At 63.8% G+C, this 15,205-nt stretch carries 21 protein-coding genes; 9 read left to right on the plus strand and 12 right to left on the minus strand.

Annotated elements, in window-relative coordinates; all coding sequences use genetic code 11:
• The 5 genes from IVB47_RS01945 to fliL form a co-directional block, all read right to left on the minus strand.
• Positions 1-296 (minus strand): hypothetical protein (locus IVB47_RS01945; RefSeq protein WP_247459512.1); only part of this gene is annotated, 296 nt, incomplete at its 3' end.
• Positions 297-398: 102 nt separating this feature from the next.
• Positions 399-1,157, minus strand: coding sequence for a flagellar protein FlbB (locus IVB47_RS01950; RefSeq protein ID WP_027567602.1), 759 nt, complete (start codon positions 1,155-1,157; stop codon positions 399-401).
• Positions 1,158-1,166: 9 nt separating this feature from the next.
• On the minus strand, positions 1,167-1,613 hold the full coding sequence (locus IVB47_RS01955; protein WP_027567601.1) for a DUF6468 domain-containing protein: 447 nt from the start codon (positions 1,611-1,613) through the stop codon (positions 1,167-1,169).
• Complete coding sequence (gene fliM, locus IVB47_RS01960; RefSeq protein ID WP_027567600.1) at positions 1,610-2,812, minus strand: flagellar motor switch protein FliM; 1,203 nt, start codon at positions 2,810-2,812, stop codon at positions 1,610-1,612. Before fliM ends, IVB47_RS01955 begins: the two co-directional genes overlap by 4 nt.
• Before the next feature lie 19 nt (positions 2,813-2,831).
• A complete protein-coding gene (gene fliL / locus IVB47_RS01965; protein ID WP_247287339.1) occupies positions 2,832-3,332 on the minus strand; it encodes a flagellar basal body-associated protein FliL in 501 nt (166 codons plus the stop codon).
• Between the two features lie 379 nt (positions 3,333-3,711).
• Between fliL and flgF the strand changes: the two genes are divergently transcribed.
• The 4 genes from flgF to flgH are packed head-to-tail and all read left to right on the plus strand — an operon-like array spanning position 3,712 to position 7,199.
• The gene (gene flgF, locus IVB47_RS01970; RefSeq protein ID WP_247459514.1) at positions 3,712-4,473 is read left to right on the plus strand and encodes a flagellar basal-body rod protein FlgF; all 762 of its coding nucleotides are present in this window, start codon (positions 3,712-3,714) and stop codon (positions 4,471-4,473) included.
• A gap of 16 nt (positions 4,474-4,489) precedes the next feature.
• The gene (gene flgG / locus IVB47_RS01975; RefSeq protein WP_007602131.1) at positions 4,490-5,278 is read left to right on the plus strand and encodes a flagellar basal-body rod protein FlgG; all 789 of its coding nucleotides are present in this window, start codon (positions 4,490-4,492) and stop codon (positions 5,276-5,278) included.
• 10 nt (positions 5,279-5,288) lie between these two features.
• A complete protein-coding gene (gene flgA / locus IVB47_RS01980; RefSeq protein ID WP_247459516.1) occupies positions 5,289-6,428 on the plus strand; it encodes a flagellar basal body P-ring formation chaperone FlgA in 1,140 nt (379 codons plus the stop codon).
• A gap of 3 nt (positions 6,429-6,431) precedes the next feature.
• Positions 6,432-7,199, plus strand: a complete 768-nt coding sequence (gene flgH / locus IVB47_RS01985; protein ID WP_027567596.1) for a flagellar basal body L-ring protein FlgH — start codon at positions 6,432-6,434, stop codon at positions 7,197-7,199.
• Positions 7,200-7,507: 308 nt separating this feature from the next.
• On the opposite strand, the gene IVB47_RS01990 is transcribed toward flgH, so the two are convergent.
• The 3 genes from IVB47_RS01990 to IVB47_RS02000 form a co-directional block, all read right to left on the minus strand.
• The gene (locus tag IVB47_RS01990; RefSeq protein WP_247459518.1) at positions 7,508-8,287 is read right to left on the minus strand and encodes a fumarylacetoacetate hydrolase family protein; all 780 of its coding nucleotides are present in this window, start codon (positions 8,285-8,287) and stop codon (positions 7,508-7,510) included.
• Positions 8,288-8,806: 519 nt separating this feature from the next.
• The gene (gene dksA / locus IVB47_RS01995; RefSeq protein WP_008554760.1) at positions 8,807-9,172 is read right to left on the minus strand and encodes an RNA polymerase-binding protein DksA; all 366 of its coding nucleotides are present in this window, start codon (positions 9,170-9,172) and stop codon (positions 8,807-8,809) included.
• Positions 9,173-9,388: 216 nt separating this feature from the next.
• A complete protein-coding gene (locus IVB47_RS02000) occupies positions 9,389-10,000 on the minus strand; it encodes an NAD(P)-dependent oxidoreductase (RefSeq protein WP_247459521.1) in 612 nt (203 codons plus the stop codon).
• A 149-nt stretch (positions 10,001-10,149) separates the two neighbouring features.
• Between IVB47_RS02000 and IVB47_RS02005 the strand changes: the two genes are divergently transcribed.
• Positions 10,150-10,521, plus strand: coding sequence for a helix-turn-helix domain-containing protein (locus IVB47_RS02005; RefSeq protein ID WP_027518927.1), 372 nt, complete (start codon positions 10,150-10,152; stop codon positions 10,519-10,521).
• Between the two features lie 4 nt (positions 10,522-10,525).
• Here IVB47_RS02005 and IVB47_RS02010 read toward each other — a convergent pair whose 3' ends face one another.
• A complete protein-coding gene (locus IVB47_RS02010) occupies positions 10,526-10,939 on the minus strand; it encodes a flagellar assembly protein FliX (RefSeq protein ID WP_247287347.1) in 414 nt (137 codons plus the stop codon).
• Between the two features lie 270 nt (positions 10,940-11,209).
• Here IVB47_RS02010 and IVB47_RS02015 point away from each other — a divergent pair, with 270 nt between their 5' ends.
• From IVB47_RS02015 to IVB47_RS02030, 4 genes are all read left to right on the plus strand, one after another.
• The gene (locus IVB47_RS02015) at positions 11,210-12,334 is read left to right on the plus strand and encodes a flagellar basal body P-ring protein FlgI (protein WP_007602120.1); all 1,125 of its coding nucleotides are present in this window, start codon (positions 11,210-11,212) and stop codon (positions 12,332-12,334) included.
• Positions 12,334-12,699, plus strand: coding sequence for a flagellar assembly peptidoglycan hydrolase FlgJ (gene flgJ / locus IVB47_RS02020; RefSeq protein WP_247459523.1), 366 nt, complete (start codon positions 12,334-12,336; stop codon positions 12,697-12,699). Before IVB47_RS02015 ends, flgJ begins: the two co-directional genes overlap by 1 nt.
• 11 nt (positions 12,700-12,710) lie before the next feature.
• Positions 12,711-13,208 (plus strand): hypothetical protein, encoded by a 498-nt coding sequence (locus IVB47_RS02025; RefSeq protein WP_027518929.1) that lies wholly within the window; start codon positions 12,711-12,713, stop codon positions 13,206-13,208.
• 159 nt (positions 13,209-13,367) lie between these two features.
• Positions 13,368-13,727: a hypothetical protein gene (locus tag IVB47_RS02030; protein ID WP_027567591.1), complete on the plus strand. Its 360-nt coding sequence runs from the start codon at positions 13,368-13,370 to the stop codon at positions 13,725-13,727.
• A gap of 3 nt (positions 13,728-13,730) precedes the next feature.
• Here IVB47_RS02030 and IVB47_RS02035 read toward each other — a convergent pair whose 3' ends face one another.
• The 3 genes from IVB47_RS02035 to IVB47_RS02045 all read right to left on the minus strand — a co-directional run.
• Positions 13,731-13,874 (minus strand): hypothetical protein, encoded by a 144-nt coding sequence (locus IVB47_RS02035; protein WP_155809706.1) that lies wholly within the window; start codon positions 13,872-13,874, stop codon positions 13,731-13,733.
• Complete coding sequence (gene flaF / locus IVB47_RS02040; RefSeq protein ID WP_007612319.1) at positions 13,871-14,239, minus strand: flagellar biosynthesis regulator FlaF; 369 nt, start codon at positions 14,237-14,239, stop codon at positions 13,871-13,873. Before flaF ends, IVB47_RS02035 begins: the two co-directional genes overlap by 4 nt.
• Before the next feature lie 290 nt (positions 14,240-14,529).
• Positions 14,530-15,205, minus strand: a 676-nt coding sequence (locus IVB47_RS02045; RefSeq protein WP_253075185.1) for a flagellin, incomplete at its 5' end; no start/stop codon positions are given.

The following is a 15,205-nucleotide window of genomic DNA, read 5'->3' on the forward strand; positions in this document are numbered from 1 at the left end:
TCCGGGACGCGGTCGACGGGCACGTCGACCGCCCGGTCGAAGCGGATGACGAGAATGGAGCCGGCCGTCGTCACCTCGGAGGGGACGTCCTCTCCGAGCTTGATCACGAGACGGGCAAAGCCGCCGCCGGCCGAGAAAGTCGCCTCGCCCCGGATCGCATCGGCCGCCCGGACAGGCGTCGTGAAGCCGATCAGCAGGCTCGCTGCCAGCAGCGGCGCCGCGCGGACATGACGCGACAGCCTCCGCGCCAGGGCGCGGGCTCGCGACACAAATCCAGCGGCAGCCTCTCGCGCCATTGGCGGCATTTCTTCCGGTTCGACGGTCCACGCCGGCATTGCTGCCGGCCCCTGCCCCAGACTGTAGATTTTGGCAATTAAGGACTTCTTAAGTATGAGCCCTCAATTCGGCTTTTGCGTCGGCTTGCCGTCGATCTTGGGCAGCTCGCCGGCCGAAGCGGACTGATCGCCGCCGCCATTGGCCCGGCGGGCCATCTCGACCGTCAGCCGCTCGGCGGCCTCCGGGGACATCAATCCCATGATGTCTGACATTTTTCGTGGCGCGATCTGCGAGGCGATCTCGATCAGCACGCCCATCTCGAGCCGGTCAAAGACTCGCGCGGCGTCCTTGGGTTTCATGCCCTCATACATGGTCACGAGGCCCTTCATGCGCTGGGCTTCGGCGGCCTTCTGCTCGGCCTGCGTCGCGGAGATACGGGTTTCTACCGCCTTCATCTCCTCGACCTTGTTTTCGATGCGCTTTTCGGCGGATTTCAACAGGCTCTCGCGGATGTCGATCTCGCGCTGGCGGGCCTCGATCTCCTGGCGGCGCGACTGCAGGCGTTCCAGGATCGCGCGCTCCGAGGCGGAGATCTGCGGCTGGGCTTCCTCCTTGACCGCCGCGCCTTCGGACTTGGTGTCCGGTGCGGCCGGCTTCGGCGCCTCCTTCGGCGCGCCATGGGTCGAGCCGGTGATATCGGGATCTTCGCGGCTGGCCGGGAAGTTCAAATTCTCTTGCGCCCAGGACTTCTTGGTCGGGCTCTGCTTGTAGTCGAAGACATAGCCGCCATTGATCACAAGACCCGTGACCTTCAGCGTGGCGAGGCCAGCGACGGCAACCAGCACGATCGGAATGACGCGGATGTTGCGAAAAGACTTCATACCCTGACTTTATGCGGCAAGACCGTTGGATCGTCGGCGTTCGGAGAAGGCTTCGGCCGCAGCCGCCACCGCCTTCGCCGACGAGGGCTTGGCTGCGGGCGCGGCGAGCATTTCCGGGTTCGTCACGGGGCGCGCGGCGATTGCGATCTTGGACAGCCGCCGCACCACATTGTCGGCTTCGCCGAGTTGCTTGTAGAGCTGCTCGGACATCTGGGTCGCCGACGCAAGCTGGCTGCCGAGGTTCTCGTTGACGTCGCGCACGGCGAGCTTCAGCCCGCCGATCGCGCGCTCGGCGATCTCGGTTGCGGTGATCAGCTCGCCGATGACCGCCTTCAGCGAATGCTCGTCCGCCTTCAGCCGCGTCAGTCGCTTGTTGAGCGTGACGCAGTAGACGATGGTCAGCATCAGCAGGATAGCCACCAGCGTCTCGATCGCCATTCCTAGGGAGTGGTTCATGGGGCCTCCATCATCTTGTTCTGCTCGTCGACCTTTTCGAACATCGCAAGTGTCGTACTTGGCTTGCGCAAGGGTTTCGTCACCCGTATCGCGACGCGGTCGCCGACCCGGCCCATGCGTCCTTCGGTGATGGTGACGTCGCCGCAGCGAACGGTGACGTTGGCATCCGCGCGCATGTCCAGCGGCAGCGTGTCGCCGACCTTGAGCCGCATCAGCTGCTTGAGTGGGATGTCGGCTTCGTAGAGCACGGCGTCGACGGAGATCTCGGCCTGGACGATCTCGGTGGCGAAATGACCTTCCCAGATCTGGTCGCGGCCGAACTTTTCGCCCATGAACATCTGGAGCAGGACGCCCCGGATCGGCTCGATGGTCGCGTAAGGCAGCAGGAGCTCGATGTTGCCGCCGCGATCTTCCATGTCGATGCGCAGGCGCACCAGGATCGCGGCGTTGGCAGGACGGCTGATCGCGGCGAAACGCGGGTTGGTCTCGAGCCGGTCGATGGTGAAGGTCACCGGCGACAGCGGCCTGAACGCCTGTTCGGCATCGGCCATGACGACTTCGACCAGCCGCTTGACCAACTCAGTCTCGATCGTGGTGTAGGGCCGGCCCTCGATGCGCAGCTGGCTCGAGCCGCGGCGGCCGCCGAGCAGCACGTCGATCATCGAGTAGATCAGGCTGGAATCGACCACGGCCATGCCGAAATTGTCCCACTCTTCGGCCTTGAAGACAGTAAGGACGGCGGGCAGCGGGATCGAGTTCATGTAGTCGCCGAAGCGCACCGAGGTGATGCGGTCGAGCGAGACTTCGACGTTGTCGGAGGTGAAATTGCGCAAGGAGGTCGTCAGCAACCGCACCAGGCGGTCGAAGACGATTTCGAGCATCGGCAGACGCTCGTAGGAGACCATCGCCGAATCGATGATGGCGCGAATGCCGGAATGATCGTCGAGCGTGACGTCGCCGACCGCGAAGCCGAGGAGGTTGTCGATCTCCTCCTGCGACAGAACCCGTTCGCCGGAATTCTTGCCGGCGCCAAGATCGCGGCTGCCATCCTCGACCATGGCCGCCCATTGCAGGGCCATGGTCTCCGATAGTTCGTTTTCGGCAGCAGCCTTCGCGGCCTCGGCGGGATCCTCGGAATCGAGCGAGGCCTCCCATTGGGCGGCAATTGCATCCTGGTCTGGTTGGTCGGTGCCTGCCATGATCCCTAGCCCGTCATGCTCACTGGATCACGACTTCCTTGAACAGCACCGCGCTGACCTGGACCGGAGCGACCGCCGCGTTGACGCGCTTGGTCAGCTCTTCCTTGAGGCGGAAGATGCCGGCGGAACCGTTGAGGTCGGAGGAGCGCAGCTCGCGCGCATAGGTCTGGAAGATGTCGGTGATGCGCGGCATCGTCGGCTTGATCGCCTCGACCTGCTTCTCTTCCTTCAGCTCCAGCACGATCTTGAGCTTCAGATATTGCACACGCTCGCCCGGCGCGCCGGCGAGGTTGACCATGATGTCTGGAACCTCGACGAAAGACGGCGGCTTCGGCGGAGGCGCCGCCTCGGCGTGATGCTCGTCGTCGCCGTGGCGGAAAAAGAAGAACCAGGTTGCGGCGCCGCCGCCGAGAACGGCGAGCAGGCCTACCGCCATGATCATCAGCTTGAACTTGTTCTTGGGCGGAGCGGCTTGCGCGCCCTCAGCGGCTGCGCCGCCTTCCGCTTCATTCTCTGCCATGATCGCCGCGCTCGCTCATCTCTCAAAGGGGTCGAAAGAGCGAAGCTCCTGGCAGACAGTGACGCGATACAAATGCCCCAGCGCAGTGCTCCTCTTACGCCCAAACGCTACGGTAATAATGGTTAACGGAACCTTTCGATTGGGCCTTCGCTAGGAAAAATCTGCCGGGCAAACATGGCTAACAGACCGTTTCTGCCGCCTCCCCGCGCCCTCGAAAAATAGACAAGTCACTGAAATTACGATATTTTTCGGATTGGCACGAGTTTCGCTGAGAAAGGATCGAGACCCAAGGTTTGGGAGAACCCGAGGTCTCGTTCACGGGATCGGCCAATGCGCTTGGGAGAGCGAGCTGGCGGATCTCACTCAGGGGAGATTTCCGATGCAGAACGCGCTTCTGATCGGCTTGTCACGACAGATGACGTTGGAACGGCAGATGGATGTCATCGCCAACAACGTCGCCAACGCCAACACCAACGGCTTCAAGGCCGACCATTCGTTGTTCGAGGAGTACCTCAACTCGAACGCGCGTGAGGACAATTTCGTCGGCTCCGACCGCCGGGTCTCCTATGTGCAGGACCGCGGCACCTTCCGCGACGTCGGCCAGGGGCCGATGGAGCCGACCAAGAATCCGCTCGACATGGCGATCAGCGGCAATGCCTATTTCGCCGTGCAGGCCAATGGCGCCGAGCGCTACACCCGAGACGGTAAATTCTCGCTCAACAGCACCGGCCAGCTCGTCACCTCCGACGGCACCCTCGTGCTGGGCACCGGCGGCCCGATCACCTTCCAGCCGACCGATCACGACATCAACGTCGCGCCGGACGGCACCGTCACGGTGCTCGAGGGCACGGCCAAGAACGACTCGATCCGCGGCAAGATCCGCATGGCCTCGTTCGACGATCCGGCCAAGCTGACCAAGCTCGGCGCCAACCTTTACAACATCGGCTCCGCGGTCCCGCAGGCTGACAGCAAGTCGACCGTGCAGCAGGGCTATGTCGAGAAGTCGAACGTGAACTCGGTCGGTGAGATGAGCCGCATGGTCGAAGTCATGCGCAGCTACACCGCCATCGCCAACCTGCTCCAGCAGCAGAGTGACATGCACAAATCGGCGATCGAGAAGCTCGCCGACGTTCCGGCCTGATTGAGGGAGAACTGACATGCAGGCGCTTCACACCGCAGCAACCGGAATGGCGGCACAGGAACTCAACGTTCAGGTGATCTCCAACAACATCGCGAACCTGCGCACCACCGGCTTCAAGAAGCAGACCGCGGCGTTCCAGGACCTGATCTACGAGCACGTCCGCCGGGTCGGCGCCCAGTCATCCGACCAGGGCACGATTCTGCCGGTCGGCGTCGATATTGGCGGCGGCGTCAAGACCGTCGGCACCCCGCGCAGCATGACCCAGGGCACGCTGTCGCAGACCGGCAACGACCTCGACATGGCCATCACGGGCGAAGGCTTCTTCAAGATACTGATGCCCGACGGCAGCTACCAGTACACTCGCGACGGCACCTTCCAGATGGACAATCAGGGGCGCATCGTCACCGCGCAGGGCAACCCGGTGCAACCGACGATCACGATCCCGAACAACGCCTCGGGCCTCACCATCAACGTGCAGGGCCAGGTCTCGGTGACGCTGCCGGGTTCGTCGACCTCGGCCGTCCAGGGCCAGATCGGCCTGACCCGATTCATCAACAAGGCGGGCCTCCAGCCGGTCGGCAACAATCAGTTCACCGAGACGCCCTCCTCCGGCCCGCCGCAGGACGGTACCGCGAGCTCCGAAGGTTTCGGCAACATCACCCAGAGCAGCCTCGAGCAGGCCAATGTCGACGTCGTCTCGGAAATGAGCGACCTGATCGCCGCCCAGCGCGCCTACGAGATGAACGCCAAGGTGATCAGCGCCGCCGATCAGATGATGCAGTCGACCACGGCGTTGTTCCGCTGAGGTGATGACGATGATCCGGACCACCCTCGCCACGATCTCCGCTCTCCTCGTGCTGGCGCTGCCCGCACGGGCCGCCGACGATTTCATCGCGACGCCGACGCTGCGCGCGAGCATCACCGTGACCTCGGACGTGGTGCGGGTCGGCGATCTCATCGACAATGCCGGCTCGGCCGCGCTGATCCCGCTCTACCGCTCGCCCGATCTCGGCACCACCGGTGCGCTGCCGGTCGCGCAAGTGCTGGCGGTGTTGCGCGCAAAGCAGGTAATCGGCGTGATGACCGGCGACATCAGGGAGGTCCAGGTCACCCGTCTCGCCCGCACGCTCGTGAACAAGGACCTCGAAACCGCGGTCGCCACGGCGCTCGAGCGCCGCTTTGGACTTGGCGATGCCGCCAACATCACCGTCACGTTCGACCGCGGCATCGCCGACATGCGGTTGGATGCCTCCAACACCGGCGTGCTGCAGCCAGTCGCAACCCGCTACGACGCCCGCAGCGGCCGTTTCGACATCGCCTTCGAGATCAACAACGACAACAATCCGGCACCGACCAAGCTGCGTTTCACCGGTACCGCGATCGAAACGGTGGAAGTGGCCGTGCTGACGCGCGACATCGATCGTGTCGATCTCCTGAAGGCCTCCGACGTCGCCGTGGAGCGCCGACCGAAGGCCGAGGTCACGGGTGAGGCCGCCTCGCGCGATCGCACGCTCGGCATGCAGCTCCGCCGGCCGATGCGGGCGGGGACGCCGATCCGTGTCGCCGACATCGTCAAGCCAGACTTCGTGCAGCGCGACCAGAACGTCACCGTCATCTATCAGGTCCCCGGGATCTATCTCACCACGCGCGGCAAGGCGATCGAGAGCGGCGCCGAGGGTGACACCATCAGCGTGCTCAACCTGCAGACCAAGCGCACGCTGAGCGGCGTCGTCACCGGCCGCGGCCAGGTGACGGTCCAGGGCGCCAGCCAAGCCGCGCCGATGACGGCGGCGGTCGAGCAGACCTCCTCGCTCAAGCGCGACGAGGCGCCCGCCCCCGTCGATACCGCAGCCCTTGTCCGGAACCTGGTCCAGACCCCGGCATCCCCGGCCCAGATCGCGCAAGCCCAGATCCCGCAAGTTCGCGTCTCGCAAGCTCCAGCCAAGTCAGAGTAAGTCATGTCCAGGTTCAGTTCGGCTTTTCGTCCCCGTCGCATCGCGATCTCTGCCCTGCTGCTGGCGACTTGCGCGCTGGCGAGCGGCTGCTCATCGATCGACCGTTTGTCGCAGATCGGCGAGCAGCCGAAATTGTCGGCGATCGACAATCCGACGACGCAGCCCGGTTACAAGCCGGTGCAGATGCCGATGCCGAAGCCGGAAGTCGCCTCCTACAATCCGAACTCGCTGTGGCGGAACGGCAGCCGTGCCTTCTTCAAGGACCAGCGCGCCCATCAGGTCGGCGATCTCCTGACGGTGGCCGTGAACATCACCGACAAGGCCAATATCGAAAACGACACCCAGCGCAGCCGCACCAACAAGGAAGATTCCGGGATCACCGACTTCATCGGCGCCAAGACATTGGGCGCCCAAGCGCAGAAGGTGTTGCCCGGCCGTATCCTCACCGCCGACTCGACCGCGTCCAGCGAGGGCAAAGGAAGCGTGGACCGCAAGGAAGCGTTGCAGACCAACGTCGCGGCCGTCGTCACCCAGGTCCTGCCCAACGGCAACCTCGTGGTCGAAGGCAAGCAGGAAATCCGCGTCAACTACGAAATCCGCGAGCTCATCGTCGCCGGCATCGTCCGTCCCGAAGACATCCAGAGCGACAACACCATCGATTCCACCAAGATCGCGCAGGCCCGCATCGCCTACGGCGGCCGCGGCCAGATCATGGACGTGCAGCAACCGCGCTACGGCCAGCAAGTCATGGATGTGCTGCTGCCCTTCTAAGCTTCTCCCGAGCTCCCACATCGTGTTCGCGAACCTAGGCGCGGACGACGATGTACAACGCGGCCCTCGCTAGCTCCCCTGGCGAGGGCCGCATGTATTTTGGCAATGGTGCCGCTGCGTACAGCTGGCCAGATGCGCGATCGTATCGGCACAGCTGCCCAACCTCCGTCATTGCGAGCGAAGCGAAGCAATCTGTCATTGCGAGCGAAGCGAAGCAATCCAACTATTTCCGCGGCACGGATTCTGGATTGCCTTCCGCGCGGAGGGACTCTGGATTGCTTCGCTCCGCTCGCAATGACGCGGAGAGATCACGTAAACTCCGCCTCCACCGTCCCCAGCCCGTCCAGCTCCATCCGAACCTTGTCGCCAGCCTTCAGCCACAGCGTCTTCACCAGGCTCCCGGTGAGAACGAGCTGGCCCGCGTGCAGACCCTTGCCCTCGGCGGCGAGATGGTTGGCGAGCCAGGCGAGTGCGTTGTGGGGATGGCCGAGCACGTCGGCGCCGGTGCCGTGGCTCACCTCTTCGCCGTTGACGATGGCGCGGCCTTTGACCGCCTTCAGGTCCGGCACCGACGAGCGCGGCACGACCCCGCCCAGCACGCAGCCGGCGGCGAAGAAATCGTCGGCGATCAGCGTCGGCGCGCCCATCGTTTCCCACTTCACATAGCGGTCGTCGACGATCTCGATCGCGGGATGATAGGCCTCGACGGCTTCGCCGACCCATTCGGCCGTGAATGGCGCCTCGCCGGCGGCGAGATTGCGCTTCAGCCGCACCGCGATCTCGCATTCGACACCGACGCGGACATAGTCGGCAGCCGCGAGCCGCACGCCGCTGTCGTGCACGCCCTTCTGGAACACGCCGCCCCCGCAGGGGTGTGGAATGCCGATGTAATCCTGCATCACCTGGCTGGTGCAGCCGATCTTGTAGCCGACGAGCGGGCCGGCATGCGGCAGCAGCAGATCGTGCAGCGCGCGCTGGACCTGATAGCCCTCGGCTTCATCGGCGGGAGGAACTTCGAGCGCCGCGAGCGGCGCATGGTTGCGGCGCGCCAGCGCGATCGCCTTTGCGGCTGCGAGAATTCTGTCCATCGGCGCCCGCTCCTACACACCACAATCGAGGGCGGCACTTCAGCATCCCCGCCGGGGCGTGACAAGCGCAGGGGGCCGCGCGGCAGCACGTCATTGCCGGCCCAAGCTGGATGAGACGCGGAGGCTGGCCGGCCACATCACGGCAAGCCTCACGGGCGGCGCCGGCGTTTAAGGAAATATTGAGCTGGTCCGGGCTTTATGGGGCTGCGCACCCTGCAGCGTCGCACCAGGCCTGATTGCAGCAACGCATGAAGCTGCTGGATCAGTGCCTCAGCATTCGAGTCGATGTCCTTGATGCGACTCGCAAAACCTCCCGCACCTGAAGTGAAGGCTGTTTCTCATCCGAACTCACGTGAGCTCGGAGGAGTTGAGTCTAGCCCATTGATCGCGATTCACTTTTCGTGATTGCGCTCGCGCGTCGAACGCGCGGTTGCAAGCGACAGGCAAAATGCTGATCACGGCGCGAAAAGGCGCACCTTGCGTTCAAAAACAAAGAGCCGCATCGCTGCGGCTCGGACTCTATTCGTCGCGATAGACCTTCTCGCGTTTCTCGTGGCGCTCCTGCGCCTCCACCGAGAGCGTCGCGATGGGACGGGCCTCGAGCCGCTTCAACGAGATCGGCTCGCCGGTGTCCTCGCAATAGCCGTAGGTGTTGTCCTCGATACGCTGGAGCGCGGCGTCGATCTTGGCGATCAACTTGCGCTGGCGGTCGCGGGCACGGAGTTCGATGGCGCGGTCGGTTTCGGACGATGCCCGATCGGCGAGATCGGGGTGGTTCACGTTCTCCTCCTGCAGGGCTTGCAGGGTGAGCTTGGACTCTTTGAGGATCTCATCCTTCCAGGCAAGGAGCTTCAAGCGGAAGTACTCCTTCTGCCTGTCGTTCATGAAAGGCTCTTTTTCGGTCGGTCGGTAGTTTTTCAACTTTTCCAAGGGCGGCCTATCTGTCTAAGCAACGACTCGTACGCGGAACGGGGTCCGCTGAGCGGGGCGTTATATAGCGGCCTCCTGTGACAGACAATGTTTCCCTGATAGCCCGACCGGCGCCCCCAAGCCCTTGCACAGGAAAGGTTTATCCTGAAGGGCCCGGGAGCGGCCGTAGGCCTAGTAGCCGACCGTGAAACGTTGCCTCTCATGGGCCGGCCGCTCGATCTCGTCGGCGAGGGCGATGGCGTAATCCGCGAAGGTGATCCAGCTTTTGCCGTTCGCATCTGCGAGAAGCTGATCGGTGCCAAGCCGGAACTTGCCGGTGCGCTCCCCCTCGATGAACAGGGCCGACGGCGAGATGAAAGTCCAGTTCAGCGCCTTTTCCTGCCGCAGCAGGTCGAGAAAGGCCGAACCCGCCTCCGCCTCAGCCTTGTACTGAGGCGGAAACTCGGGAGTTGTCACCAGTTTGACGCCCGGAGCGACCTCCAGGCTACCGGCTCCGCCGACGACGAGGTAACGACCAACCTTCGAGTCCTTGGCCGCGCCGATCAGCTTGAGCGCGTCGCTGGCCAGGAAGTGTACGGAACTCACGGCGGCGTCGTGCCCGGCCCACAACTTGGCAAGGTCTGACTGGTCGAGCACGTCCCCCTTGGTGGGCGTGACGTTCGGCAGGGTCGCGATCTTCTCGGGGTTGCGGGCGATGGCCGTAACCGTGTGGCCGCGGCGGGACAGTTCTTTCGTGATCTCCGACCCGGCCCGGCCCGAGGCGCCGGCAACTGCGATTTTCATGGAAGGCTCCTTTGCTTCTGTAGTAACCAATGGTGACTAGATATCGCAAAGAGCGCTGGTGTTAAGAGAGCACTTTGTGCTTACCTGATTACGCAGGAGTAACCGGCGGCGGCCGGCAAATGAGCGGAATGGATCGTGAGGACCCGACGATGAAGCCAGACGTCTATGCAGCGAACTGCCCCACGCGACAGATCCTCGACCGCGTCGGTGACAAATGGGCGGTGCTGATCCTGCTGCTGCTGCGCGAGGAGCCGATGCGCTTCAATCAGTTGCGCCGCACGATCGAAGGCATTTCGCAGAAGATGCTGAGCCAGGTTCTCAAGTCGCTCGAGCGCGACGGATTGATCAAGCGTCACGCCATCGCAACCGTGCCGGTGACCGTGGAATACTCGATCACGCAGCTCGGCGTGACGCTCGCCGCAGCCGTCGATCCGCTGCGCGATTGGGCCGAACAGAATCTGAAAGACGTGCTCGCCGCCCAGCGCCGCTACGACGCGCAGTTGAAGGATGAAGCGGCGTAGGACGCTATGCCTGCCCGGCCTTGGCGAGCTCGACCTCGACTCGCAGCTCGATCTCCGACAGCACCGAATCCAGGCCGGAGTCGCCGGAGGACGATTTCAGGTTCGCCGCAGCGTCACGCAGCCGCATCACGGTCGAGGCGTCGAGCTTGCCGGAGAGAAGTCCCATCTTGAGATCGTCGAGCACGTCGAGCGCGGTCTTTCCGCGCACGACCGAGCGCTTGCGACGCTCGATCGGATCCTCTTCGATGCCTTGCAGCGCCAGCAGCCCGTCGATGTTGGCGGCCGCCTTCGGTGCGGCGGCGCCTCGCGTCTCCGGCGCCGACGAGGTGTCGGGTAGCACGAAGCCGCCGGAGCTCGTCCGCCTGGCCTGGCTGGCCGGCGTTCCAAGCATGGTGCCGTTCGGTCCGTAGATGCGCATCGGAAGCAATCCGGGTGATCGATGCGCCACATTCGCCGTTTTATGGTTAACGGCCCGTAAACAGCCCGGCAAAATCTGCCGACGGGCGGCAGTTTCGCTCCTCAGGGACAACACCGGCTGAGGTCGCTCGAAACAGATTTATTCAACCTATTCAGCGACCTACCCCCGCTGCCCCGAGTTGGCACAGCGCTCGCAAGGACAGCGTCGGACCAGCTCGTCATGGGAGTGTCGTGATGGTCCTTTGATTTGAGGAGCCTCGGGGAGCAGAGGATGCCAAGCGTTCGTTGGGTGAGACTTGTGGGGGTGGCCTGCGCCGCGCTGTCAGCGCTGGTGCTCTCGGTCAATTCTGCAAGCGCGACATCGCGCATCAAGGATCTCGCCAACATCGAAGGCGTGCGGCAGAACCAGCTCATCGGCTACGGCCTCGTCGTCGGTCTCAACGGCACCGGCGACACCCTCAACAACATCCCCTTCACCAAGCAGTCGCTGCAAGCGATGCTCGAGCGCATGGGCGTCAACATCCGGGGCGCCACCATCCGCACCGGCAACGTCGCCGCCGTGATGGTGACAGGCAATCTGCCGGCCTTCGCCACCCAGGGCACGCGCATGGACGTCACCGTCTCCGCGCTCGGCGACGCCAAGAATCTCCAGGGCGGCACCCTGCTCGTCACCCCACTCCTCGGCGCCGACGGCAACGTCTATTCGGTCGCACAGGGCTCACTCGCGATCTCCGGCTTCCAGGCCGAGGGCGAGGCGGCGAAAATCGTGCGTGGCGTGCCGACGGTCGGACGCATTGTCAACGGTGCCATCATCGAGCGCGAGATCGAGTTCGCGCTCAATCGCCTGCCGAACGTTCGGCTTGCGCTGCGCAATGCCGACTTCACCACGGCCAAGCGGATCGCCGCCGCGATCAACGACTATCTCGGCGTCAAGACCGCCGAGCCGATCGACCCATCGACCGTGCAGCTTGCGATCCCGCCGGAGTTCAAGGGCAACGTGGTCGCGTTTCTCACCGAGATCGAGCAGCTCCAGGTCGATCCGGATCTCGCCGCCAAGATCATCATCGACGAACGCAGCGGCATCATCGTGATGGGCCGCGACGTCCGCGTCGCCACCGTTGCGGTCGCACAGGGCAACCTCACCGTCACGATCTCCGAGAGCCCGCAGGTCAGCCAGCCCAACCCGCTGTCGCGGGGGCGGACCGTGGTCGCGCCACGCAGCAGCGTCAGCGTCACCGAGGACGGCAAGAAGTTCGCCGTGGTCAAGGACGGCGTCTCGCTTCAGCAGCTCGTCGACGGCCTCAACGGTCTCGGCATCGGCCCGCGCGATCTCATCAGCATCCTGCAGGCGATCAAGGCCGCCGGTGCGATCGAAGCCGACATCGAGGTGATGTGATGCAGACCGACATGGTCAACACCGCACGGGTCGCCAGCTCCGCCTTCTCGGTGGAGAGCCGCAACGGCCGGCCGGACTTCGATCTCGCCGCGGCACTGCAAAAGGTCCCGCCGAAGCAGCAGGCCAAGGCGCAGAAGATCGCCACCGACTTCGAGGCGATGTTCCTCAACAGCATGTTCTCGCAGATGACCTCGGGTTTGAAGGGCGAAGGCCCGTTCGGCGACACCCCTGGCACCGGCGTGTGGCGCTCGATGCTGACCGAGCAATATTCCAAGAATTTCGCCAACGCCGGCGGCGTCGGCATCGCCACCGACGTCTATCGCACCCTGATCATGCAGCAGGCAAAAACGATCCGCACGGCATAAGGTCAACCGAGATGAACCACTTCAACGCCTCGCGTCAGCCGGTGCAAGCGCAGCGCCCGAACACCGCACCCGGCAGCGCCGAGGCGCGCAAGATCGCCGAGCAGCTGATGGATGCGATGAGTGCGCTGCTCGGCCTGATCGAGCGCGAGACCGAGCTGGTACGTGCCGGCCAGGTCCGCGAGGCGATGACCCTCGAGAGCAAGAAGCAGGAGCTGTCGCGAAACTATGTCGGCGCCGTCACCCAGTTGAAGGCGAACCAGGCGCAGCTCGCCAAATCCGCGCCCGAGCTGCTCTCGACGCTTCATCGGCACCACGATGCATTCCGCGCGATGCTCCAGGTCAATCTCACCGTGCTCGCAACCGCTCACGCCGTCTCGGAGAGCGTCGTGCGCGGTGTCAACGCCGAGATCCAGAAGCGCAACGTGCCGAACACCTACACGGCCGCGGGACGCCGCGCCACGCCGGGCCCACGCCACATCACGCCGCTCGCGGTCAGCCGCTCGCTCTGAACGCGCGCAACAACAAACGACAATTTTACGAAAAACCGCGCGGCAACATCGTCGCGCGGTTAGGCACGTTTCCTTACCGGGTGTTCAATCCTGGTGTTCCATGGTTGCGTATTGAGAGGGGTTGGGATTTGACTCACGTGAGGCAACCAGGAGGCTGCCATGAGTACAGATTTCAGCATCAGGCCGGTGGGGATACCGGTCGCCGTGCAGATCGTAACGACGTCCAATGCGGCGGCGAACGAGGCCGTGCAAACCGATCTGCCCGTGAGCCAGACAGTGGCCGCTGGCGAGGCGAGCGCGCCTGCACGTAATGATTTGCGAAGCAGCGAGAACGTCTCACGCCAGGTCGTGTTCGACCAGGCGGCGGCGTCGTTCGTCTTCCAGGTCGTCAACGACAGGACCGACGCGGTGGTCAACCAGTTCCCCGACGAAGCAATGCTGCGCCGGCGGGCCTATTTCCATGCGCAGGATTTGAAATCCGAGCCCTCGCGTCCGGCCAGCACGGACCGCAGCGCCTGACCATCAGGCGTCGAGCCTCGCAACGGCAACATCCAGATCGCTCGAACCGGTCGCGGGACCGGTGACGACGTTCCTGATCTGCGTCTTGCCGGTATCCGTCAGCGTGGATTTGGTGTTGCCGAAGCGGAACGAGCCGTGCTCGATCACGGACGGCCGGAGAGACCAGCGGCGATATTGCGGTTGATCTCGATCAGCGGACGGAAGTGATCGAACTGCGGGCTCATCTGCAGCGCGGCGGTCTGGCTCAGCACGAACACGCTGATGTTGGCGATCTTCTGCCGGACGTCGATCGGCTGCGGATTGTTCTCGCGCATGGCCTCGCTCAGGAAAATCGTCCAGAGCTTGCGATTGAACATCAGGGCCTGCGTGGTCTGCTCGCTGAACGGCTCGGCGCTGTTGATCGCATCCTGAAGCTTGTTCGCGGCCTTGAGCAGGGTCTGCGCTTCGATGTCGCGAGGAGATGCGGTGGTCGTTGCAACACGCGCGTAGGCCGAGGCAGCGGAATTCGACATCAATCACACCCTGGAGGTTACCTAGCGCGTTGAACGCGCTTAAGGATTTCTTTCCTGACCCTAGGCAGCACCGCTTAAGATTTGCTTACATGTGTGCTTGGAAGCACTCCGGATTATTACGGGTCTCGGAGTTCTTCGTCATCGTGAAGCTAGACGCGCATGTGCACGCTGTAAACACGTCGCGCGTGGTGCGCGTCGATCTCAGCTAATCCTGCCTTAGCGATCTCAGTAAAATGAACGGCGGAGCGTTAGCCCCGCCGCGAAATCGATGAGCGACCTGCGCCGCGAAATTAGCGGAGCAGCTGCAGCACGCTCTGTTGCGACTGGTTGGCCAGCGACAGCGCGGAGACCGCGATGGACTGGCGGGTCGACAGCGCCTGGCTGTTCGCCGCTTCCTCGTTGGTATCGGCCAGCGTCAGGTTGGCCGAGCCGGTCTGCAGAACGTTGATCAGGTTCTTGGAGAAGTCCTGACGCACCTGCACGATCGACAGATTCGAACCGAGCGAAGAACCCTCGGAGCGCAACGTGCTCGAGGCGGCATTCAGGCTGGCCAGCACCTTGTTGGTGGCACCGTTGTCGATGAAGTCCGTGCCCGGAACGAGATTGCTGAGACCCAGGCCGGCCGCGTTGAACACCACGCCGTTGATGCCGAGCGTCGAGCTGCCGTTCTCGTTGAAGACCAGCTTCAGCGTGTCGCCGTTGAGCAGGTTGACGCCGTTGAAGGACGAGTCCTGCGAGGTCGTGTCGATCTGCGCCAGGATGTTGTTGAACTGACTGACCAGGCCGGAGCGCGCGGTCTGCGCGACGGGATCCTGAATCGGTGGCTGCGCGGTGGTAAAGGCCAGCACGCCGGTGAGCGTCCCGCCGACCGTACCGCCGGCGGCAGTTGAGCCGAGGGTCGAGGATGCGTACTCGTTGACGGTGGTGACCGTCAGCACGCCGTTGGCGTCGATCGTCGCCGTCAGG

The sequence above is a fragment of the Bradyrhizobium sp. 62 genome (assembly GCF_023073035.1).
Taxonomy (GTDB): Bacteria; Pseudomonadota; Alphaproteobacteria; order Rhizobiales; family Xanthobacteraceae; genus Bradyrhizobium.